25 protein-coding genes and 2 other annotated features are annotated in these 23386 nt (G+C 38.8%); all 25 genes read left to right on the forward strand.

Translation table 11 applies throughout. From position 1 onward, the window contains the following. Positions 1-239, forward strand: a 239-nt coding sequence (locus DF281_RS08345; protein WP_146191511.1) for a zinc ribbon domain-containing protein, incomplete at its 5' end; no start/stop codon positions are given. Between the two features lie 172 nt (positions 240-411). Further along, positions 412-720 (forward strand): DUF4870 domain-containing protein, encoded by a 309-nt coding sequence (locus DF281_RS08350; RefSeq protein WP_109349801.1) that lies wholly within the window; start codon positions 412-414, stop codon positions 718-720. A gap of 141 nt (positions 721-861) precedes the next feature. Further along, entirely contained in the window at positions 862-1329 is a 468-nt protein-coding gene (locus DF281_RS08355; RefSeq protein WP_109349802.1) for a CtsR family transcriptional regulator, read from the forward strand. A gap of 18 nt (positions 1330-1347) precedes the next feature. Continuing rightward, entirely contained in the window at positions 1348-1896 is a 549-nt protein-coding gene (locus DF281_RS08360; protein ID WP_109349803.1) for a UvrB/UvrC motif-containing protein, read from the forward strand. Beyond that, on the forward strand, positions 1883-2995 hold the full coding sequence (locus DF281_RS08365; RefSeq protein ID WP_109349804.1) for a protein-arginine kinase McsB: 1113 nt from the start codon (positions 1883-1885) through the stop codon (positions 2993-2995). Before DF281_RS08360 ends, DF281_RS08365 begins: the two co-directional genes overlap by 14 nt. Further along, on the forward strand, positions 2985-5444 hold the full coding sequence (locus DF281_RS08370; RefSeq protein ID WP_109349805.1) for an ATP-dependent Clp protease ATP-binding subunit: 2460 nt from the start codon (positions 2985-2987) through the stop codon (positions 5442-5444). Before DF281_RS08365 ends, DF281_RS08370 begins: the two co-directional genes overlap by 11 nt. An 89-nt stretch (positions 5445-5533) precedes the next feature. Beyond that, positions 5534-6913 carry a DNA repair protein RadA gene (gene radA, locus DF281_RS08375; protein ID WP_109349806.1) on the forward strand — a complete coding sequence of 460 codons (1380 nt, stop codon included), beginning with the start codon at positions 5534-5536 and terminating at the stop codon, positions 6911-6913. Between the two features lie 86 nt (positions 6914-6999). Next, positions 7000-8073, forward strand: coding sequence for a PIN/TRAM domain-containing protein (locus DF281_RS08380; RefSeq protein WP_109349807.1), 1074 nt, complete (start codon positions 7000-7002; stop codon positions 8071-8073). 106 nt (positions 8074-8179) lie between these two features. Then, entirely contained in the window at positions 8180-8869 is a 690-nt protein-coding gene (gene ispD, locus DF281_RS08385; protein WP_109349808.1) for a 2-C-methyl-D-erythritol 4-phosphate cytidylyltransferase, read from the forward strand. A 1-nt stretch (position 8870) separates the two neighbouring features. Further along, positions 8871-9347 (forward strand): 2-C-methyl-D-erythritol 2,4-cyclodiphosphate synthase, encoded by a 477-nt coding sequence (ispF, locus tag DF281_RS08390; RefSeq protein WP_109349809.1) that lies wholly within the window; start codon positions 8871-8873, stop codon positions 9345-9347. Between the two features lie 78 nt (positions 9348-9425). After that, positions 9426-10886 carry a glutamate--tRNA ligase gene (gene gltX, locus DF281_RS08395; RefSeq protein WP_109349810.1) on the forward strand — a complete coding sequence of 487 codons (1461 nt, stop codon included), beginning with the start codon at positions 9426-9428 and terminating at the stop codon, positions 10884-10886. A gap of 53 nt (positions 10887-10939) precedes the next feature. Next, positions 10940-11157 (forward strand) — a binding site (T-box leader). A 65-nt stretch (positions 11158-11222) separates the two neighbouring features. After that, positions 11223-12623: a cysteine--tRNA ligase gene (gene cysS / locus DF281_RS08400; protein WP_109349811.1), complete on the forward strand. Its 1401-nt coding sequence runs from the start codon at positions 11223-11225 to the stop codon at positions 12621-12623. A 5-nt stretch (positions 12624-12628) separates the two neighbouring features. Continuing rightward, positions 12629-13048: a Mini-ribonuclease 3 gene (locus DF281_RS08405; protein WP_109349812.1), complete on the forward strand. Its 420-nt coding sequence runs from the start codon at positions 12629-12631 to the stop codon at positions 13046-13048. Continuing rightward, positions 13049-13924 (forward strand): 23S rRNA (guanosine(2251)-2'-O)-methyltransferase RlmB, encoded by an 876-nt coding sequence (gene rlmB, locus DF281_RS08410; protein ID WP_109349813.1) that lies wholly within the window; start codon positions 13049-13051, stop codon positions 13922-13924. Between the two features lie 8 nt (positions 13925-13932). Beyond that, positions 13933-14442: an NYN domain-containing protein gene (locus DF281_RS08415; protein ID WP_109349814.1), complete on the forward strand. Its 510-nt coding sequence runs from the start codon at positions 13933-13935 to the stop codon at positions 14440-14442. Between the two features lie 73 nt (positions 14443-14515). Continuing rightward, on the forward strand, positions 14516-15154 hold the full coding sequence (sigH, locus tag DF281_RS08420) for an RNA polymerase sporulation sigma factor SigH (protein ID WP_109349815.1): 639 nt from the start codon (positions 14516-14518) through the stop codon (positions 15152-15154). A gap of 69 nt (positions 15155-15223) precedes the next feature. After that, positions 15224-15370: a 50S ribosomal protein L33 gene (gene rpmG, locus DF281_RS08425; protein WP_109349861.1), complete on the forward strand. Its 147-nt coding sequence runs from the start codon at positions 15224-15226 to the stop codon at positions 15368-15370. Between the two features lie 41 nt (positions 15371-15411). Next, positions 15412-15597, forward strand: coding sequence for a preprotein translocase subunit SecE (gene secE / locus DF281_RS08430; protein ID WP_109349816.1), 186 nt, complete (start codon positions 15412-15414; stop codon positions 15595-15597). 96 nt (positions 15598-15693) lie between these two features. Continuing rightward, a complete protein-coding gene (gene nusG / locus DF281_RS08435; protein ID WP_109349817.1) occupies positions 15694-16227 on the forward strand; it encodes a transcription termination/antitermination protein NusG in 534 nt (177 codons plus the stop codon). A 169-nt stretch (positions 16228-16396) separates the two neighbouring features. Next, the gene (rplK, locus tag DF281_RS08440) at positions 16397-16822 is read left to right on the forward strand and encodes a 50S ribosomal protein L11 (protein ID WP_109349818.1); all 426 of its coding nucleotides are present in this window, start codon (positions 16397-16399) and stop codon (positions 16820-16822) included. 125 nt (positions 16823-16947) lie between these two features. After that, positions 16948-17643, forward strand: coding sequence for a 50S ribosomal protein L1 (gene rplA / locus DF281_RS08445; RefSeq protein WP_109349819.1), 696 nt, complete (start codon positions 16948-16950; stop codon positions 17641-17643). A gap of 46 nt (positions 17644-17689) precedes the next feature. Beyond that, positions 17690-17834, forward strand: a sequence feature (ribosomal protein L10 leader region). Between the two features lie 34 nt (positions 17835-17868). Next, a complete protein-coding gene (gene rplJ / locus DF281_RS08450; protein ID WP_109349820.1) occupies positions 17869-18369 on the forward strand; it encodes a 50S ribosomal protein L10 in 501 nt (166 codons plus the stop codon). 70 nt (positions 18370-18439) lie between these two features. Next, complete coding sequence (rplL, locus tag DF281_RS08455) at positions 18440-18799, forward strand: 50S ribosomal protein L7/L12 (protein WP_109349821.1); 360 nt, start codon at positions 18440-18442, stop codon at positions 18797-18799. 79 nt (positions 18800-18878) lie between these two features. After that, complete coding sequence (locus tag DF281_RS08460; RefSeq protein WP_109349822.1) at positions 18879-19478, forward strand: class I SAM-dependent methyltransferase; 600 nt, start codon at positions 18879-18881, stop codon at positions 19476-19478. 250 nt (positions 19479-19728) lie between these two features. Further along, positions 19729-23289, forward strand: coding sequence for a DNA-directed RNA polymerase subunit beta (gene rpoB, locus DF281_RS08465; protein ID WP_109349823.1), 3561 nt, complete (start codon positions 19729-19731; stop codon positions 23287-23289). The last annotated feature ends 97 nt before the right edge of the window (positions 23290-23386 follow it).

Consider the following 23386-nt stretch of genomic DNA (forward strand, 5'->3'; position numbering starts at 1 on the left):
GGTCGAGCTTCGTTCAAAAGTTACAATACAAAGCCGATTGGTACGGCAAGACGATTGTACAAATTGATACATGGTTTCCTTCTAGTCAGCTCTGCTCGCATTGTGGGCAGAATGACGGAAAGAAAGGTCTTTCGATTCGACAATGGTCTTGTACGCATTGTGGTACACAGCATGACCGTGACATCAATGCGAGTATCAATATTCTTAATGAAGGATTACGACTTCATACGTTGGGCTAACAGCCTATATAAACCGTAGGAACTACGGGGTTAGCTCGGTCAAATAAGAGAAACCGCTGCAAGTAAAGAAATACACTTGCAAGTACGCTCTATTCCCAAGAAGCTCCCACTTCAAGCGTGAGGAACCGCAAGGTTTAGCTAAGTGGCGAGTAGTTCACAAGGAGTGTTATTTATGGAAGATAATAAATGGATCAAAGTAATTTTACACGCAAGTGCTTTTTTCGCACCGTTTTTAGTGCCGATTTTATTCATGTTACTGATTCAAGATGACCGAGTGAAGTCATTATCAATTCAAGCGCTACTATTCCAAGTGGTGATGTATGTTCTAATGGCAATTTCAGGTGTCCTTTCGTTCATCTTAATCGGAATACCATTCTTAATCGTTTTTGGTATCATGACAGTTGTTGTACCAATTATCGGAATCGTGAATGCAATTTCGGAAAAAGACTGGCAATACCCAATCGTTGGTCGCTGGGTATAATCTGTTCAAAACCACACTTATTACAGAAGTGTGGTTTTTTCTTTGCTTCAAATCCTTTGAGTTGCATTCGATTAGTTGGATTTATTATAATAAAGTCAAAGATAGTCAAAGTCAGTATAGTGAAGGGTGTGAGAATACAAAGTGAAAAATATGTCGAATATTATTGAACAATATTTGAAAGAAATAATTGAAGCAGGCGACAGTAGCCATATTGAGATTAAACGAAGCGAAATTGCAGATCGTTTTCAATGTGTCCCTTCACAAATTAACTATGTAATTAACACGCGATTTACAGCTGAAAGAGGTTATATCGTTGAGAGTAAGCGTGGTGGAGGCGGATATATTCGCATTCTCCGAGTACGAGCAAACTCACAAATGGAATTGATCGACAATATATTAGATCAAATCGGACGACAAATTTCTCAAACTGCGACGGAGCATATCGTCTATCGACTATTAGACGAGGAAGTGCTGACAAAACGCGAAGCCAAAATGATTTTAGCAGCGGTGAATCGAGAGGTCATCGCGATTGAATTACCTTATAGAGATCAATTACGTGCGCGCATTGTAGTATCGATGCTAACGACGATTAAATACGAAAAAGAATAGTAAAGAGGGTGTATTCGGATGATTTGTGAGAATTGTAAACAACGACCTGCCACAGTTACAGTAACTGTTAACCGTGATGGAGAACAGATTATTAAACATTATTGTGATGTATGCAGTGGGCAAAATGATTTTGTAAATCAAGAAGCAAATCCAACCTCACTTGATCAAGTATTTTCAAGTTGGTTCGGTATGCCGGCGTGGTCAACGGATGCACCAAAGAAAAACGAGCAGCAAATGAATCAAGTAAGTTGTAAGCAATGTGGCATGACGTATCATCAGTTTTTACGTGATGGGAAGTTCAATTGCCCAAGTTGCTATGACGCTTTTCATGAAGAGTTGCCATCTATTTTCAAAAAAATTCATAATGGCGCAACCGAGCATACAGGAAAAGTGCCGAGTGGAATTAATCAAGTTTATCAATTGAAAAAGCAAATAGAATCACTTCGTCAAGATATGAAGGCATTAGTCCAAAATGAACAATTTGAAGAAGCGGCTGTTGTCCGTGACGAAATTCGAGAGTTAGAAAATAGAATTCTTGAAGGTGGTGGTTCAAATGAAGAAGTTTGAGGATTTTCTAAGTGAACATCCTGCACAGTGGATGGTTGGCGACAAGGAGCATGGCGATATTATTATGAGTACACGGGTTCGACTTGCTCGTAATATGGAAGAAATGCATTTTCCTAGAGCCGCTTCTGAAGAAGATATTTTATCCGTCGACCGAGATGTAAGTGGTGCGATTTTGGATGATGAAAATCTACCGTATCAATTTTCACATTTTGACTTATCGGACAAGACGGTTGTGCAGAAACAAGTACTCGTTGAAAAACATTTAATTAGCCCGCAATTAGCAGGTCAAAATAAACATGGTTCAGTCTTAATTTCAGAAGATGAATCTATTAGCATTATGATCAATGAAGAAGACCATATTCGCATTCAGTGCATCGAACCAGGGTTAGATTTTAAGGAAGCATTACGTCGAGCAAATGAAATTGACGATTGTTTAGAGCGTAATTTGTCCTACGCATTTGATGAACGATTTGGCTACAAAACAACTTGTCCTACGAATGTCGGGACGGGCTTGAGAGCTTCTGCTATGCTCCATTTACCAGCGTTGACGATGACGAAGCAGATGCGTCAGCTAATTACGATGATGCCGAGGTTAGGACTCGTTGTAAGAGGGATGTATGGTGAGGGAACGGAAGCTACGGGTAGTTATTATCAGATTTCGAACCAAATTACATTGGGGAAATCAGAAGAAGAAATCGTCCAAGAGTTAGAATCAATTGTGCTACAAATTATCAATAAAGAAATTGAAGCAAGAGAAGCTATGTTAGAATATGCTTCCATAGCGATTTCGGACAGACTAAATCGTTCGCTAGGTGTATTACAGTATGCCCGAATTCTCACAAGTGAAGAGGCGGCAAGTTGTTTATCTAACGTCCGTTTGGGTATAGATTTAGGTATCATCCAGAGTATTCCAAATGAATTATTAAATAAATGCATGCTTATTATGCAACCTGGTTTTTTACAGCAAATTGCTGGTACATCTTTGAAAGCAAATGAGAGAGATGTATTTCGAGCAGAGTTAATTAGAGACATCTTCCAACAATGTGGAGTCTTGAATAATAATAACGGGGATAAAGGAGAGGACTCATATGATGTTTAATCGATTTACACAGAGAGCTCAAAAAGTATTACAACTTGCGCAAGAAGAGGCAATTCGAATGAAGCATGAAGCAATCGGAACGGAGCATATCTTATTAGGTTTAATCCGTGAAGGTGGCGGAATCGCTGCGAAAGCGCTTGAAGCAATTGAAGTGAGTCCAGAAATGATCGAAAGTGGTATTGAAGAATTAGTCGGTGTAGGTGCTAAAAATGTTGGGCCAATCGTCCATTACACACCTCGCGCTAAAAAAGTCATTGAATTATCAGTGGATGAATCACGTAAATTAGGCCATTCATATATTGGAACAGAACATATTTTATTAGCATTAATTCGTGAAGGTGAAGGTGTAGCAGCCCGCGTCTTGAATAATGCTGGGGTGAGTTTAAATAAAGCAAGACAACAAGTTCTTCAATTATTAGGTAGTACAGATGCAGCTCAAAGTGGCGGCGCAGCAGCACCTACAGCTAATACACCAACTTTGGACAGCTTAGCCCGCGATTTAACTGAAATTGCTCGCGAAGGTAGTTTAGATCCTGTAATCGGCCGTAGCAAGGAAATTACACGTGTGATTGAAGTGCTATCTCGTCGTACGAAGAATAATCCCGTGTTAATCGGCGAACCAGGTGTTGGTAAAACTGCGATTGCAGAAGGTTTAGCGCAACAAGTAATCAATAATGAAGTACCTGAAAGTCTACGTGACAAACGTGTTATGACGCTTGATATGGGGACTGTTGTAGCGGGTACGAAATACCGTGGTGAATTCGAAGATCGCTTGAAAAAAGTGATGGACGAAATCCGCCAAGCAGGCAATGTCATCCTATTTATCGATGAATTACACACGTTAATTGGAGCAGGTGGAGCAGAAGGTGCAATTGATGCATCAAATATTCTAAAACCATCTCTAGCACGTGGTGAACTGCAATGTATCGGTGCGACAACATTAGATGAGTACCGTAAATATATCGAAAAAGATGCAGCATTAGAGCGTCGTTTCCAACCAATTCAAGTAGATGAACCTTCAGTAGATGAAGCGATTCAAATTATTGATGGATTACGTGATCGTTATGAAGCGCATCACCGCGTGAAAATTACAGATGATGCTGTAGAAGCGGCAGTGAAAATGAGTGACCGCTACATCTCAGACAGATTCTTACCGGATAAAGCGATTGATTTAATTGATGAGGCGGGTTCGAAAGTTCGCCTACGTTCATATACAACACCGCCAAATCTGAAAGACTTAGAAAATCAATTAGAAGCATTACGTTCAGAAAAAAATGCAGCTGTTCAAAGCCAAGAGTTTGAAAAGGCAGCTGGTTTCCGAGATTCAGAACAGAAATTAGTAACGGAATTAGAAGAAACGAAGAAACAATGGAAGGAATCTCAAGGTCGTCAAGAGTCAGAAGTGACGGTGAATGATATTGCTGAAGTAGTTTCGATGTGGACAGGTATTCCGGTTGCAAAATTAGCAGAAGAAGAATCCGCGAAATTATTAAATCTTGAATCTGAATTGCACAAACGTGTCGTAGGTCAAAATGAAGCAGTAGAAGCAATCTCTCGTGCGATTCGTCGTGCTAGAGCAGGACTAAAAGATCCAAAACGTCCAATCGGTTCATTCATTTTCCTAGGCCCAACAGGTGTTGGTAAAACAGAACTTGCTCGTGCGCTTGCAGAAGTAATGTTCGGTGACGATGATTCAATGATTCGTGTCGATATGTCAGAGTACATGGAAAAACACTCAACATCTCGTTTAGTAGGTTCACCTCCAGGTTACGTAGGTTTTGAAGAAGGTGGCCAATTAACGGAGAAAGTGCGCCGTAAACCTTACTCAGTCATCCTTCTAGATGAAATTGAAAAAGCACACCCAGATGTATTCAATATCCTACTGCAAGTACTAGATGACGGTCGATTAACAGATTCTAAAGGTCGCGTTGTAGACTTCCGTAATACGGTAGTAATCATGACTTCGAACATCGGTGCAGAAGCATTGAAATTCAAAAAATCACTTGGATTTGGCGCACAAGAGAAAAAACAATCGCAAGAAAATGCGAAAAGTGTCATGTTAGAAGAATTGAAAAAAGCGTTCCGTCCAGAATTCTTAAACCGTGTGGATGAAATGATTGTCTTCCATTCACTTGAAAAAGAAGAACTTCGTGAAATCGTTCAAAAAATGGCTGTTCAATTAACAAAACGCCTACACGAACAAAAAATCGAACTTCAACTGACAGACGCAGCTTTAGAAAAAATTGCGGATGAAGGTTATGACCCAGAGTATGGTGCAAGACCGTTACGCAGAGCAATCCAAAAAAATGTTGAAGACAGACTTTCAGAGGAAATTTTGAAAGGAACTGTATTAACAGATCAAATCGTAGTGTTCGATGTGAAAGACAATGAATTTACGATTGATGTAAAACCAGCAGAAGAAGAAATAAAAGAAACTGCGAAAAATTAAAATTCTAACATTTTCATTAAAAAACACCTCAAACATACGTGTCTGAGGTGTTTTGCTTTATAATAGTTACATAGTGGAGGTGTACGGATATGGCAAAAAAGAAAACAAAATTCATGTGTAACGGATGTGGATATGAAGCCCCGAAATGGATGGGGAGATGTCCTGGATGTGGTGAGTGGAACACGATGGTTGAAGATGTAGAAATCGTCCAAAAAGGCCCTCGAGGCGCATTCCAACATTCCGTTAGTAAATCTCAACAGAAGGCAGTACCAATCATTTCTGTTGAAACGCAAGATGAACCCCGCATAAAAACGGAACTAAATGAGTTGAATCGCGTCCTAGGAGGAGGAGTAGTTCCAGGATCGTTGGTATTAATTGGTGGAGATCCGGGTATAGGAAAGTCTACACTTTTATTACAAGTATCTGCATTACTCTCAAACCAAGGTCACCGCGTTCTCTATATTTCAGGAGAAGAGTCTGTTCGTCAGACAAAATTACGCGCAGAACGACTAGGTGTTAAATCGAATGAGCTTTATATTTATTCAGAAACGAATTTAGAATTTTTACATGACACAATTGAAGAAGTGCAGCCGAAATTTGTCATTGTCGATTCCATTCAAACTGTCCACCATCCAGAAGTGACGAGCGCTCCTGGTAGCGTATCGCAAGTTAGGGAATGTACAGCAGAATTAATGCGGATCGCCAAAACGAAAAATATCGCGATTTTCTTAGTCGGTCACGTAACAAAAGAAGGTCAGATTGCAGGGCCACGTATATTAGAACATATGGTAGATACCGTTCTTTATTTTGAAGGCGAGCGACACCATACGTACAGAATTTTAAGAAGTCAGAAAAACCGATTTGGCTCAACGAATGAAATTGCGATTTTTGAAATGTTACAAGGTGGCCTTCAAGAAGTCTTGAATCCATCGGAACTTTTCCTTCAAGAGCGGTCACAAGGGGCTCCGGGTTCTACAGTAGTTGCTTCAATGGAAGGTACACGACCGATTCTAGTAGAAATCCAATCGCTTGTTACACCATCAAGTTTCAACTATCCGAAGCGCATGGCGACAGGGCTTGATCAAAACCGAGTATCGCTATTAATGGCGGTTTTAGAAAAACGAATGGGGCTATTATTACAAGCGCAGGATGCTTACATTAAAGTCGCAGGTGGCGTAAAGTTAGATGAACCAGCAATCGATTTAGCGGTTCTTGTTTGCATCGTGTCGAGCTTTAAAGATGTGGCAGCGAATGCGACCGATTGTTTTGTTGGTGAAGTGGGATTAACAGGTGAGGTTAGAAGGGTATCTAGAATTGAACAGCGTGTACAAGAAGCTGCGAAGTTAGGATTCCAAAGAGCAATTATTCCAGCGTCGAATATTTCAGGCTGGGATTTCCCAGAAGGAATTCAAGTAATCGGTGTAGAAACGGTCAACCAAGCATTGAAATTAGCGTTCAAAGAATTATAGTTTAACGATAAATAACACTACATAGACATGCTTGTATGAGCGTTTACCGGCATTTCTATGTATAATTAAATTGAGGGGGTGAGAAGATGTTGAAAAAAGTAGTTCAAATCGCATTTTTACTCATTGGAGGTACACTGGGTTTACTATTTTTACCGCCATTATACGAATTAATTCATTTAAGTTCAAACCCGTGGGTTAACAATCCGTATGTATCGGTTGCGATCGGTGCAGTACTATTATTTGGTCTTTCATTTGCTTTAGCAGAGCCATTTATACGTCTAATGAAATTGTTAGAAGATAGTTTATTAAAAGCACCAGTTGGAGATTTATTATTTGGGACACTTGGTTTAATTGTCGGATTAATCTTGGCATTCTTCATCAGTTTTGCTTTAGGTGATATTCCATTCATTAAAGATATTGCACCAGTATTATTATCGATTTTATTTGGTTATGTATGTTTCCAAGTTGGTTTTAAAAAGCGCGATGAGTTATTAAGTGTATTCACTGCTAAGTCTACGAAGAAGAAGGATGGCTTAGATGTTGCGCAAGAATCACAGGATCCAGGCTATAAATTATTAGATACGAGTGTCATCATCGATGGGCGTATTGCTGATATTTCGAAAACAGGTTTTATTGAAGGGACACTAGTTGTGCCACAATTCGTTTTAACGGAATTACAGCATATTGCAGATTCATCAGACACTTTGAAGCGTACGAGAGGTCGTCGAGGACTTGATATTTTAAAAGTTCTACAAGATGCACCGACATCCAATGTATTAATTACAGAAGTGGATTTCGAGGATATTCCAGAAGTGGACTTGAAATTAGTACGATTAGCCAAAAAGATGAACGGTCAGATTTTAACAAATGACTTTAACTTGAATAAAGTTTGTGATCTGCATAAAGTGCATGTGTTAAATATTAATGATTTAGCAAATGCCGTTAAGCCAGTCGTAATTCCTGGTGAAGATATGAATGTAGTAGTGATCAAAGATGGTAAGGAGCATAACCAAGGTGTCGCTTATTTAGACGATGGTACGATGATTGTCGTTGAAGAAGGTAAGTCATATATTGGTCAGGCGATTACGGTTGTTGTAACTTCTGTATTACAAACTTCTGCCGGAAGAATGATTTTTGCAAAGCCAAAAAACCATAAATAATGGTAGTATAAAAGCATAGTTTAAGAGGGGCTGTCCCCAATTGTAGCCGGAAGTTTTCAGGTGAGCATTAAGGACACGCCCCTTTTATTTTGAAGGAGTGGAAATTGTGTCATACGATGTTATATTACCAGCAGCTGGTAGTGGGAAAAGAATGGGCGCTGGAAAGAATAAGTTGTTTTTAGAATTGAACAACAAGCCGATTCTAATTCATACTTTAGAAGTTTTTGAAGTAGATCCACAGTGTCGAGCAATCTACTTAGCGGTCAAAGATGAAGAAAGAACATTTATTCGATCACAATTACAACAGTATAAAATTAGCAAGGTCAAAGCAATGCCGACGGGCGGAGATGAGCGACAACATAGCGTTTATGCTTGTATGAAAGAAGTTGTAGCAGGTGCGATTGTTTTAGTGCATGATGCAGCTAGACCATTCATTGAACAAGCAACGATTCATCGCTTAGTGGAAGCAGCAACGGAAAAAGGTGCAGCAATCGCGGGAGTTCGTGCAAAAGACACGATGAAACGCGTGGAAAACGGTATAATACAAGAGACGATTGATCGTTCAAGTCTTTGGATGATTCAAACACCACAGGCTTTCGATTTTGAATTATTGATGCAAGCACAAGTAAAAGCGGAGCAAGAAGGCTTTTTAGGCACAGACGAAGGTATGCTTGTGGAGCGATTAGATCAACAGATTCAAATCGTAGAAAGTAATTACGAAAATATAAAAATTACAACTAAAGAAGATTTAGTTTTTGGAGAAGCGATTTTAAATCGTCGACAAGGAGGAAATTAATATGTTTCGAGTAGGACAAGGTTTTGATGTACATGAGTTTGCGGAAGGTCGCCCATTAATTATTGGCGGTATTACAATTCCACATGAAAAAGGATTAATCGGCCATTCTGATGCAGATGTACTTTTACATACTGTAACGGATGCTGCGTTAGGCGCAATTGGTGAAGGGGACATCGGTCGCCACTTCCCAGACACAGACCCAGAATTTAAAGATGCAGATTCAGCTAAATTATTGCAGTACATTTGGAAAATCGTTGAAGATAAAGGGTATAAACTTGGAAACGTCGATTGTACAATTATGGCGCAACGTCCAAAAATGGCTCCTCATATTGAACCAATGAGAAATCGTATTGCAGAATTATTAAATGCACAACCAGATCAAGTAAATGTGAAAGCGACAACGACTGAAAAATTAGGCTTCGTTGGACGTGAAGAAGGAATCGCAGCGATGGCGACAATTTTATTAATCAAGGGCTGAGTTCCTTTAAATTTCCCAACGCGAGTGGTAAAATGAGAAAAGTTGAATTTTTTCTCGACAAAATAGGAGGATTTTATTATGGCTAACAAAGTTCGTGTACGTTATGCACCAAGTCCAACAGGACACCTACACATCGGTGGCGCACGCACAGCATTATTTAATTATTTATACGCAAAACATTATGACGGAGAATTCATTTTCCGTATTGAAGACACTGACATCGCTCGTAACATCGAGGGTGGAGAAGCTTCTCAATTAGAAAACCTTGCTTGGATGGGGATCGAACCTGTTGAATCACCAGTAATCGGTGGACAATACGCACCTTACCGTCAAATGGAGCGTTTAGATACTTATACAGATCATGCACAAAAATTACTAGATGAAGGTCTAGCATATAAATGTTTCTGTTCAGCAGAAGAACTAGAAGAAGAACGTGAAGCACAACGCGCAAATGGTGTTGCAGCTCCAATGTATAAAGGTACTTGCCGTCACTTATCTGCTGAAGAAGTAGCAGAAAAAGAAGCAGCTGGTTTACCACATACAATTCGTTTTAAAGTACCTGCTGATGAAACTTACGTTGTAGAAGATTTAATCCGTGGCGACGTAACTTTTGAATCAAAAGACGTTGGTGACTGGGTAATCGTTAAAGCAAATGGCATCCCAACTTATAACTACGCTGTTGTTTTAGATGATTACTTAATGAAAATTTCTCACGTATTCCGTGGAGAAGAACATCTTTCAAACACACCAAAACAAATGATGGTTTACCGTGCATTTGGCTGGGAAGCTCCATTATTCGGTCATATGACATTAATCGTTAATGAAAACCACAAGAAATTATCTAAACGTGATGAATCAATTATCCAATTCATCTCTCAATACAAAGAGTTAGGTTACTTACCAGAAGCTATGGTTAACTTCTTAGCTTTATTAGGCTGGTCTCCTGAAGGTGAAGAAGAAATTTTCTCAATGGACGAATTAATCGAGCAATTCACTGAGAAACGTTTAACGAAATCACCATCTATGTATGATACGCAAAAATTAAAATGGATGAACAACCAATACATGAAGAAATTAACGCATGAAGAAGTTGTAGCACTTTGCTTACCTTTCTTACAAAAAGAAGGATTAGTTCCTGAAAATCCAACTGAAGAAGAAGCAGCATGGGCTGGCCAATTAATCGGTTTATACCACGAGCAAATGAGCTTCGGTGCAGAAATCGTTGAGCTATCATCTCAATTCTTCGCAAACGAATTAACTTACAGTGAAGAAGAAGCTGAAGTTGTAGCTGGAGAGCAAGTTTCAGAAGTAATGGCTTCATTCAAAGGTCAACTTGAAGCACTTGAAGAGTATGTTGCTCCTGAAATCAAAAAAGCAATCAAAGCTGTTCAAAAAGAAACAGGTCATAAAGGTAAAAACCTATTCATGCCAATCCGTGTAGCTACTACTGGTGAAATGCATGGTCCAGAATTAACGGACGCACTTGAGTTACTAGGGAAAGAAACAGTAATCGCGCGTATCGAAAAATTCATTAAATAAAAAATTTGCAATTTGTACGCTTCACTGTAAAATGAAGAGTACCAATATCGCATCGTAAATTGTTGAAGAGGAGAAGTACGTTGAGTAAGCTCTGACAGAGAAGGTCACCATTGTCTGAAAGTGATCTGAGCCGCTACAATACCGAAATGCACCTCTGAGAGTTAGATTGAACATTGAGTAGGTCTAACCGGGAGTCGCCGTTATCGACATTGAGTGGGAATGTTTTATGACATTTCAATCAGAGTGGAACCGCGTATGACTCGCCTCTGTCTATCTTTATTGATAGATGGAGGTTTTTTTATTTGCGATTACTTTAAAATGAAGGAGAGACTTAAAATGGCTATTCAAATTTTCAACTCATTAACGCGTGAAAAGGAAAATTTCAAACCAATCGAAGAGGGTAAAGTAAGAATGTATGTATGTGGCCCAACAGTTTACAACTACATTCACATCGGTAACTCTCGTCCGGTTGTTGTGTATGATACAGTTCGTCGCTACTTAACTTACCGTGGATATGAAGTGGACTACGTTTCAAACTTCACGGATGTGGATGACAAAATTATTAAAGCTGCAAATGAACTAGGTGAGGATGTTTCGGAATTAACGGAGCGTTTCATTAACGCATATTTCGAGGATATTACGGCACTTGGCGCTCAAAAAGCAGATGCACATCCACGAGTTACAGAACATATGGATGAAATTATTGAGTTCATTGAAGTGTTAATCGAGAAAGACTACGCATACGTTTCTGAAGGCGATGTTTATTACCGCACACGTAAATTCAAAAACTACGGTCAACTTTCACATCAATCAGTTGATGATTTAAAAGTAGGCGCACGTATTGAAGCGGGTACGAAAAAAGAAGATCCACTTGATTTCGCATTATGGAAAGCAGCAAAACCGGGCGAAATTTCTTGGGAAACTTCTTGGGGAGAAGGACGTCCAGGTTGGCATATCGAGTGTTCAGTAATGGTGCATAATCATTTCGGCGACACAATCGACATTCATGCGGGTGGACAAGATTTAAAATTCCCTCACCATGAAAATGAAATTGCCCAATCAGAAGCTTATTCGGATAAAAAATTCGCAAACTATTGGATGCATAATGGTTATATTAATATCGACAACGAAAAAATGTCTAAATCACTAGGAAACTTCATTCTAGTACATGACATTATTCAACAAATTGATCCACAAGTTTTACGTTTCTTCATACTATCTGTACATTACCGCAATCCAATCAACTTCTCGCAAGATTTAGTTGAAGCAGCTGGTAATAGTTTAGATCGTTTACGTACGACTGTTCAAAACTTGAATCACCGACTAACTGCTACTACGAACTTAGTAGAAGTAGATGCAGCTGAAATGAAAACAATTGAAGATGCAAAAGCTTATTTCATCGAATCAATGGATGATGATTTCAATACAGCAAATGCGATTGCAGCATTATTCAACCTTTCAACAGCAGCAAATAAATATTTAACAGCAGCGAATACAAATGAAGAAGTATTGAACGCATATAAATCAACATTAGAAGAACTGACTGAAGTTCTTGGAATCCAACTTGTTCAAAAAGAAGAATTACTTGATGCAGAAGTAGACGCTTTAATTGAAGAACGCCAACAAGCTCGTAAAGACCGTAACTTCTCAAGATCAGATGAAATTCGCGATATTTTAAAAGAACAAAACATCATTTTGGAAGATACACGTCAAGGCGTAAGATGGAAACGAGGCTAAGGAAAATGGGAGAGCTAAGAGATATTGATGTTAAGCAACTGAACGCATTAGCGTTGGCATATATGGGGGACTCTGTTTTAGAAATCGCAATTCGCGAACATTTACTTCGAAACGGTAAAGTGAAACCACAAATATTGCATAGAGAAGCGACACACTATGTATCTGCAAAAGCACAAGCAAAAGTCGTTCATAAAATGATTGATGAAGACTATTTTACAGAACAGGAAATGGCTGTTTTAAAACGAGGACGCAACGCAAAATCTGGTTCAATTCCTAAGAACACGGATGTCCAAACGTATAATTACAGCTCAGCTTATGAAGCGGTATTAGGTTATTTATATTTACTTGGTGAAGAGGAACGTGTTGCCGGAATTATTGATTACACAATTCGTACGATTGAAGCTGAAAAAAAGGAGGCAAAATAAATGGAAAAAAGAAGAAACTTCCGCGATGCTCGTGATGGCAGAGGGAATAAAATATCAGATGGCAAGAAGAAGCAACAACACAAACGTAGAGAGTACGTTGAACCAGAAGAAGTTGTTGAAAAAGTAACACATAATGATCCAGATAAAGAGATCATTGCAGGTAAAAATCCGGTTTTAGAAGCATTACGTGCAACACGTGATATTAATAAAATTTGGATTGCTGAAGGCGTTAAAAAAGCTGGGATTGCTGAACTTTTAGCATTAGCAAAAGATTTAGGAATCATTGTCCAATTCGTTCCAAAAGCAAAAGTTGACGGATTAACTTCAGAAAACCACCAAGGTGTAGTCGCTTCAGTAGCGGCATATAACTACGCGGAATTAAATGATATTTTCGCAATTGCCGAAGAACGTGGAGAAGATCCATTCATCATGGTATTAGATGAATTAGAAGATCCTCATAACTTAGGTTCAATCATGCGTACAGCAGATGCGGTTGGCGCACACGGAATCATTATTCCAAAACGTCGCTCTGTATCTTTAACTGCAGTAGTAGCGAAAGCTTCAACTGGCGCAATCGAATATATCCCGACAGTTCGTGTTGTGAACTTATCTCAAACAATTGATGAGTTGAAAGAACGCGGCGTATGGATTGCTGGTACGGATGCACAAGGATCACAAGACTATCGTAGAATGGACGCAACTTTACCGTTAGCTGTAATTATCGGAAGCGAAGGTAAAGGAATGAGCAGAATTCTAAAAGAAAAATGCGACTTCTTATACAACTTACCAATGGTTGGACATGTCACTTCATTAAACGCTTCGGTAGCGGCCTCTTTACTTATGTACGAGGTATATCGTAAGCGTAACGAACTTTAAAATAATCTATGGAGATCTTGCTCGTAGATGGCTATAACATCATTGGTGCTTGGAAAGAACTTCAACAATTGAAGCAAAGAAGTCTTGTAGATTCACGTGATCGTTTAATTGAAATGATGGCAGATTATCAAGCTTTCTCAGGTATGCGTGTCATCGTTGTTTTCGATGCCTATCTTGTACCAGGCAGGGCGACGAAGTTAAAACAACATAATGTAGAAGTGATTTTTACAAAATCCAAAGAAACAGCAGATGCAAGAATAGAAAGACTTACGAATGAATTGATGAACAGACGAACGAAAGTGTATGTGGCTACAAGTGACATGACTGAACAGAATGTCATCTTTGGCAACGGCGCACTTCGTAAATCTGCTCGTGAGTTTGAAATAGATTACTTAACTACGCAAAAGAATATTTCTGAAAAAGTACAGGAATCGGTTCAAAAAATTCCAGTAAGAAAAATAAATATTTCGGACGAAGTAGCTATAAAGCTTGAAGAAATGCGTAGAGGTAAATTTTAGGAGTATGGATAAAGAATTGTAATTAAGTTATACTATTTCTAATTAAGCGAATGTCGCAATTGGGGTGATATTTTTGGTAACTCAAGAACATTTACAGACAGATAAACAACTGAAAGCTCTTAGTGATGAAGAATTAGTTCTTCGTTCACGAGATGGGGATCGAGATGCTTTAGATTTTTTGATTACAAAATATAAAAATATCGTACGGCATAAAGCAAATTCCTATTTCTTAATTGGTGCAGACAAAGAAGACATTATACAAGAGGGACTAATCGGCTTGTATAAAGGTATTCGAGATTTCAACGAGGAGAAGCAGGTTACGTTTAAGTCATTTGCCGAACTATGTATTACGCGTCAAATTATTACGGCAATCAAAACTGCCACAAGACAAAAGCATATCCCGCTCAACTCATCCATTTCATTGGATAAGCCAATTGGAGATGAGGATCAGGTTAGTACTTTATTAGATATGATTTCTGCGAGTCATTTAGATGACCCACAAGAGGTTATGGTGAGTAAAGAGAGTGTTATCTTTATCGAATCACAAATCGATGATATTTTGAGTCCTTTTGAAAAGCAGGTTTTAGCGATGTATCTAGATGATTGTACTTATCAAGAGATGTCACTAGCTCTACAAAAAGAAATGAAATCCATTGATAATGCACTGCAACGCATCAAACGGAAGCTTGAGAATCATATTTTAAGCACTTGACTTTAGTTGACAGTCGCTAGAGGGAAATGGTAGTCTTTTAACAGAACTATGCCCGAAAAAGGTGATAAAATGGCTAATAAAATCGTACTATGCTGCGAGAAATGTGGTGCGCGTAATTATAACCTACCAGCACCTAAAGATAGCTCAAAGCGCATGGAATTAAAAAAATACTGTTCTAATTGTGATGAACATGTATTACACAAGCAAACGCGTTAACATATTCGATTGATCGATTTATTTATTCGGAGGTTAGTTAGATGGCAAAATTAAAGCAGTTTTTTAAAGACGTCCTATCTGAAATGCGAAAAACAAGCTGGCCAAAACGTAAAGAATTAAGTAAATACACACTTGTTGTAGTATCTACGTTAATCTTTATGGCTGTATTCTTTGTGCTAGTTGACTTAGGAATTTCGAAATTATTCCGTATGTATTTGGATTTATAGACGAAAAGTGTTATTATTTTTGAAAGGACCCGTAATGTGTGCGGGTTTTTTCATTTGCCTTAAAAAAGGAGGGAAAGGACTTAATTGTCCAATTCTATGGAGAAAAATTGGTATGTTGTCCATACGTATTCTGGTTATGAAAACAAAGTTAAGTTAAACCTTGAAAAACGTATCGAGACAATGGGAATGTCGGATAAAATTTTCCGCGTCATTATCCCAGAAGAACAAGAAACAGAAGTAAAAGATGGTAAGAAAAAAGTATATATGCGTAAAACTTTCCCAGGTTATGTGTTAGTTGAGTTAATTATGACTGACGATGCTTGGTATGTAGTACGTAACACACCGGGTGTAACTGGATTCATCGGTTCATCAGGCGGTGGGGTAAAACCAACTCCTTTATTACCTGAAGAAGTAGAGTCGATCTTAAAGCAAATGGAAGCAAACAACCCAACAATAGATTTAGATTTCGCTGTAGGAGATCTTGTAGAGGTATTAGAAGGACCTTTCGCGCATTTCCAAGGTGTAGTTGAAGAAATAATTGCAGATGATCAAAAAATCAAGGTAACCGTTGATATGTTTGGTCGCGAAACAGTTATGGAATTAGATTTTGTACAAGTTGTAAAAGTTTAATTAATAAATAGAACTTGCCACAAAAACATAAAAGTGTTATCATTTCAAAGGTCAGACTGTAGAGTGTGACTACCGTAATTTTTAATGTTATCGGAATAAGCCGACAGACAGATATTGAGTGGGAGGGGAAACCCTTTGACCACATCACGGACTTAAGGAGGTGTGTCTCGTGGCTAAAAAAGTTGTTAAAGTTGTAAAACTTCAAATTGAAGCTGGTAAAGCAAATCCGGCTCCACCAGTAGGTCCTGCGTTAGGTCAAGCAGGTGTAAATATCATGGGATTCTGTAAAGAATTCAATGCTCGTACACAAGACCAAGCAGGTTTAATCATTCCAGTAGAGATTTCTGTATTTGAAGATCGTTCATTCACATTCATTACAAAAACTCCGCCGGCAGCAGTGTTACTTAAAGTAGCAGCTGGTATTAAATCAGGTTCTGGTGAACCAAACAAAGTTAAAGTAGCTACAGTGAAACGCGATAAAGTTCGCGAAATCGCTGAAACTAAAATGCCTGACTTAAATGCATCGTCAGTTGAAACTGCTATGCTAATGGTAGAAGGTACTGCACGTAGCATGGGTATTGTTATCGAAGACTAATCCCATTACTTGATCGAGAAGTATTGTTTTTTGGAAGGTTGCGAGGTTTTCATACATCTGAAACTCGCAGCCTTTATTCGTGGGAGGTTTATTCCGCTACAACCACAATCAAGGAGGAAATTATAATGGCTAAAAAAGGTAAAAAACTACAAGATGCTGCTAAATTAGTAGATAAAAATACAGCATATTCTGTAGCTGAAGCTGCAGAATTATCTAAATCTACAAGTTCAGTGAACTTTGACGCAACTGTTGAAGTTGCTTTCAACTTAAACATTGATACTCGTAAAAACGACCAACAAATCCGTGGAGCAGTAGTGCTTCCAAACGGTACTGGTAAAACTCAAAAAGTTCTAGTATTCGCTAAAGGTGAAAAAGTAAAAGAAGCTCAAGCTGCTGGCGCTGATTACGTAGGCGATGCTGAGTTTATCCAAAAAATCCAAGGTGGCTGGTTCGACTTCGACGTAATCGTTGCAACTCCAGACATGATGGGTGAAGTTGGTAAACTTGGTCGCGTATTAGGACCTAAAGGTTTAATGCCAAACCCTAAAACAGGTACAGTTACTTTTGACGTAACTAAAGCAATCAATGAAATCAAAGCTGGTAAAGTAGAATACCGCGCTGATAAAGCCGGTATCGTACACGCTCCAGTTGGTAAAGTTTCATTTGACGCTGCTAAATTAGCTGAAAACATCCAAACAATCGTTGATGTAATCGTTAAAGCTAAACCTGCAACTGCGAAAGGTGTTTACATGAAGTCAGTTCATGTAACTACTACAATGGGTCCATCAATTAAACTTGATACTCTTTCTTTCGCTAAATAATTTCTAATTGACAAGCTGTTGATCTATTGCTAAAATAGACAACGTTGTGAATTATCCATTTGTACCATAGACAGTAGGGGTAGCTTAATTGACTACTTAATAACCTACCGAGGGCAAAGGAACTCAGACTCTTTTAAGATGATGAATTTCCCGCCCCTCGCTTTTTTGTGAGGGGCTTTTCTTTTGTCGGTATAAGTGACCCATTCTTATAGGAGGTGTCCAATCATGAGCAAAGCAGTTGAAGCTAAACAAACTGTTGTTCAAGAAATCGCTGAGAAATTCAAAGGCGCAGCGTCAGTAGTAGTAGTTGACTACCGTGGTCTTTCAGTTGCACAAGTAACTGAACTACGTAAACAATTACGTGAAGCTGGTGTTGAATTTAAAGTATACAAAAATACTTTAGTTCGTCGTGCTGCTGAAGAAGTTGGTCATGCTGATATTAATCATGCATTAACAGGCCCGAACGCAATCGCATTTTCATCTGAAGATGTAATCGCTCCTGCCCGTATTATCAACAACTTCGCGAAAGAAAACGAACAACTAGAAATCAAAGCTGGTTTAATCGAAGGTACGCTTGCTTCAGTAGAAGAAATCAAAGCTCTTGCAGAACTTCCATCACGCGAAGGTCTACTATCTATGCTTTTATCTGTTCTACAAGCACCAATGCGCAACTTCGCACTTGCAACAAAAGCTGTTGCAGAACAAAAAGAAGAACAAGGCGCTTAATAGCATCTTAGACTTCACCGCATAGAGATATGCAAAACAAAAAAATTAGTCCTAATAGGAGGAACTCATAATGAACCAAGAACAAATCTTAGCTGCAATCAAAGAGATGACAGTTTTAGAATTAAACGACTTAGTAAAAGCAATCGAAGAAGAATTCGGTGTAACTGCAGCTGCTCCTGTAGCTGCAGCTGGTGGCGCTGGCGCTGCTGCTGAAGAAAAAACAGAATTTGATGTTGTATTAACATCTGCTGGTGATTCTAAAATTAAAGTAATCAAAGTGGTTCGCGAAATCACTGGTTTAGGTCTTAAAGAAGCTAAAGAAGTAGTAGATAACGCTCCTAAAGCAATCAAAGAAGGCGCATCTGCAGCTGAAGCTGAAGAAATCAAAGCTAAACTTGAAGAAGTTGGCGCATCTGTAGAAGTTAAATAATTTCTATTGATTATTGAAAGCTCGTCAATATTTTATATTGACGAGCTTTTCTTCATTTTATGTGAAGGAGGGCGAAGGAATGTCAGAACATTATTATTCGAAAAACCCTCATGTTGAGAGCAAGCCACGTAAATGGAACTTCACGCTTCGTGGACATTTATTTACATTTGAAACAGATGCAGGGGTTTTTAGTAAAAGCGAAGTAGATTTTGGATCCCGTGTTTTAATTGATTGTTTTGAATTACCTGAAGTTGCGGGTGATGTTTTAGATGTGGGTTGTGGCTATGGACCAATTGGGTTATCGATTGCGAAAGAATTTCCTGATCGTACAGTTCATATGATGGACGTAAATGATCGCGCAATGGAATTGGCAAAGAAAAACGCGGAGAATAACGGAGTTCAAAATGTGCAGATTTATGAGAGTGACGCACTTTCAACGGTGAAAACTGATCAAATCGCTGCTGTTTTGACGAACCCGCCTATTCGAGCAGGTAAAGAAACTATTTTCAAGTTCTATGATCGTGCATTCGAACTTTTAATAGAACAAGGTGAACTTTGGGTTGTCATCCAGAAAAAACAAGGTGCGCCATCAACTTTCGATCATTTATCAAAAATGTTTAAAAAAGTGGAAGTTGTAGATAAGGTTAGAGGCTACTGGATTATCAAGGCTATTAAATAATTTGTCAATATTTAATTATTGACTTGACAAATTGGCTATGATATTATAAGAAAATGCAAAAATATTAAATTGCATAGGTATGTCTTTTTGTTGTTTAACGACAAAAAGGTAAGCAATTTTTAGTTTGGTTAAACGAGAATGAGCTCCAAAAAGATTTTTTTGAACTCGTTTTCTTTTTTGTCTTTCAAATCATACATTAAATGTAAGGTTTTTGAAAGACCTATTATCGCTTTATTGAGGGGTGAATGAGTTGACAGGTCAACTAGTTCAGTACGGACAACACCGCCAGCGTAGAAGCTTCGCGCGTATTAAAGAGGTGCTAGAACTTCCGAATCTTATTGAGATTCAAAGCACTTCAAACGAGTGGTTCCTTGAAGAAGGATTACGTGAAATGTTTCATGACATCTCACCAATCGAAGACTTCACTGGAAATTTATCACTTGAATTCGTCGACTATGGTCTTGGAGATCCGAAATATGATGTCGATGAATGTAAACAACGCGACGCAACTTTTGCCGCACCATTGCGTGTAAAAGTACGTTTGCATAACAAAGAAACAGGAGACGTGAAAGAACAAGAAGTATTCATGGGTGATTTCCCATTGATGACTGAAACTGGTACTTTCATTATTAATGGCGCAGAGCGCGTTATCGTTTCCCAATTAGTAAGATCACCAAGTGTATATTATCACGATAAAACAGACAAAAACGGTAAAAAAGGTTTTGGTGCAACTGTAATTCCTAACCGTGGTGCATGGCTTGAATATGAAACAGATGCGAAAGATGTAGTACATGTTCGTATCGACCGTACTCGTAAATTACCGGTAACAGTACTTTTACGTGCTTTAGGTTTTGCTTCAGATCAAGAAATCATTGATTTAATCGGTGATAATGAATACTTACGTAACACTTTAGAGAAAGATAATACAGAAAGCACTGAAAAAGCGCTATTAGAAATCTATGAGCGTCTACGTCCTGGTGAACCACCAACAGTAGAAAGTGCTAAAAACTTATTATATTCTCGCTTCTTCGACCCAAAACGCTACGATTTAGCAGCTGTAGGTCGTTACAAAATGAACAAAAAACTTCACATTAAAAACCGTCTATTCAATCAAACAATTGCTGAAACATTGGTTGATCCTGAAACAGGCGAAATTTTAGTGGAAAAAGGTACTGTCATAGACCGTCGTGTCCTAGACAAAATTATCCCTAACTTAGAAAATGGAGTAGGTTTCAAAACACTTTCTAAAATTGGTGGCGTAATTGAAGGCGATGTATTAGTACAAGAAATTAAAATCTACGCTCCAAATGATGAATCACAAAAAGAAATCAAAGTAATCAGTAACGCATACATCGATGATGAAGTGAAAAATATCACTCCAGCAGACGTTGTAGCATCTGTTTCTTATTTCTTTAACTTATTATATGGTGTGGGCGACACAGATGACATTGACCACCTAGGTAACCGTCGTTTACGTTCTGTTGGTGAGCTTCTGCAAAACCAATTCCGTATCGGTCTATCTCGTATGGAACGTGTTGTACGTGAACGTATGTCGATCAATGACACTGAATCAATCGTTCCACAACAATTAATCAATATTCGCCCGGTAATTGCTTCAATTAAAGAATTCTTCGGTAGTTCTCAATTGTCTCAATTCATGGACCAAACGAATCCACTTGCAGAATTAACGCACAAACGTCGTCTATCTGCATTAGGACCTGGTGGTTTAACACGTGAACGTGCTGGTTTCGAAGTACGTGACGTTCACTACTCTCACTATGGCCGTATGTGTCCAATCGAAACACCAGAGGGTCCGAACATTGGATTAATTAACTCATTATCTTCATATGCAAAAGTAAATAAATTCGGTTTCATCGAAACGCCATATCGTCGTGTTGACCCTGAAACTGGAAAAATTACGAAGCATATTGATTATTTAACTGCTGATGAAGAAGATAATTACGTAGTAGCTCAAGCGAACTCTTTATTAAATGAAGACTTCACATTTACAGAAGACGAAGTTGTTGGCCGTTTCCGTGGCGATAACTCAGTATTCAAACGTAACTCAATTGACTACATGGACGTATCTCCAAAACAAGTAGTTTCTGCTGCCACAGCTTGTATTCCATTCTTAGAAAATGATGACTCAAACCGTGCGCTTATGGGTGCCAACATGCAACGTCAAGCTGTTCCTTTATTAAATCCTGAAGCTCCTTTCGTAGGTACAGGTATGGAACACGTAGACGCTCGTGACTCTGGTGCGGCTGTTATCGCTAAATACACTGGTATCGTTGAACATGTTGAAGCACGTTCAATTCATATCCGTCGTATTGAAGAAGTAGATGGAAAAGAAGTACAAGGCGACTTAACGAAATATAAATTACAAAAATTCATCCGTTCTAACCAAGGTACAAGTTACAACCAACGTCCATTAGTAAGCGTCGGCGATCGTGTTAACCCACGTGATATTTTAGCTGATGGTCCTTCTATGGAAAAAGGTGAGCTTGCATTAGGTCGTAACGTAGTAGTAGCGTTCATGACTTGGAATGGTTATAACTATGAGGATGCTGTAATCATGAACGAACGTCTTGTAAAAGACGACGTTTACACTTCAGTTCATATTGAAGAATATGAATCAGAAGCGCGTGACACTAAATTAGGGCCTGAAGAAATTACTCGTGACATTCCAAATGTCGGCGAAGAAGCTCTTCGTAACCTTGACGAACGTGGAATCATCCGCATCGGTGCTGAAGTAAATGATGGCGATATTCTAGTTGGTAAAGTAACTCCTAAAGGTGTTACAGAATTAACTGCTGAAGAACGTCTATTACATGCAATCTTCGGTGAAAAAGCGCGTGAAGTTCGCGATACTTCATTACGTGTACCTCATGGTGCAGGTGGTATCGTTCTTGACGTTAAAGTCTTCAACCGTGAAGATGGCGACGAGTTATCTCCAGGCGTTAACCAATTAGTTCGTGTTTATATTGTTCAAAAACGTAAAATTCGCGTTGGTGACAAAATGGCCGGACGACATGGTAACAAAGGTGTTATCTCTCGTATCCTTCCAGAAGAAGATATGCCGTATCTTCCAGACGGAACTCCAGTCGACATCATGTTAAACCCACTAGGTGTACCATCTCGTATGAACATCGGACAAGTATTAGAGCTTCATTTAGGTATGGCTGCTCGTTACTTAGGCGTTCACATGGCTAGTCCAGTATTTGATGGTGCTTCAGATGACGACGTATGGAAAACAATGGAAGAAGCTGGTATGAACCGTGATGGTAAATCAGTTCTTTATGATGGTCGCTCAGGTGAACCATTAGACAACCGTGTATCAGTTGGGGTTATGTATATGATCAAACTTGCCCACATGGTTGATGATAAACTTCACGCTCGTTCTACTGGACCGTACTCACTAGTTACGCAACAACCATTAGGTGGTAAAGCGCAATTCGGTGGACAACGTTTCGGTGAGATGGAAGTTTGGGCTCTTGAAGCATATGGTGCAGCGCACACACTTCAAGAAATCCTAACAGTTAAATCGGATGATGTTGTTGGTCGTGTTAAAACTTACGAAGCAATCGTAAAAGGCGACAGCGTTCCAGAACCAGGTGTTCCAGAATCATTCAAAGTATTAATTAAAGAATTACAATCTTTAGGTTTAGATGTGAAAATGTTGAACATCAATGACGAAGAAGTAGAATTACGTGATTTAGATGAGGATGAAGAAAATTCTCAAAATGAAGCACTTAATATTCTTCCGAAAGATGAATCAGATGCTAAGTCTGCAACATCACAAGAAAACTAATTAAGATTTTTGATGGAAATTGGACAGGACCGTTAATCGGGCTTGTCCTAATTCCAATTTTATCTATAAAAATCAATCGTCGAGCTAATTTATAAGT

This window comes from Kurthia zopfii (assembly GCF_003143955.1).
GTDB classification, from domain to species: Bacteria; Bacillota; Bacilli; order Bacillales_A; family Planococcaceae; genus Kurthia; species Kurthia zopfii.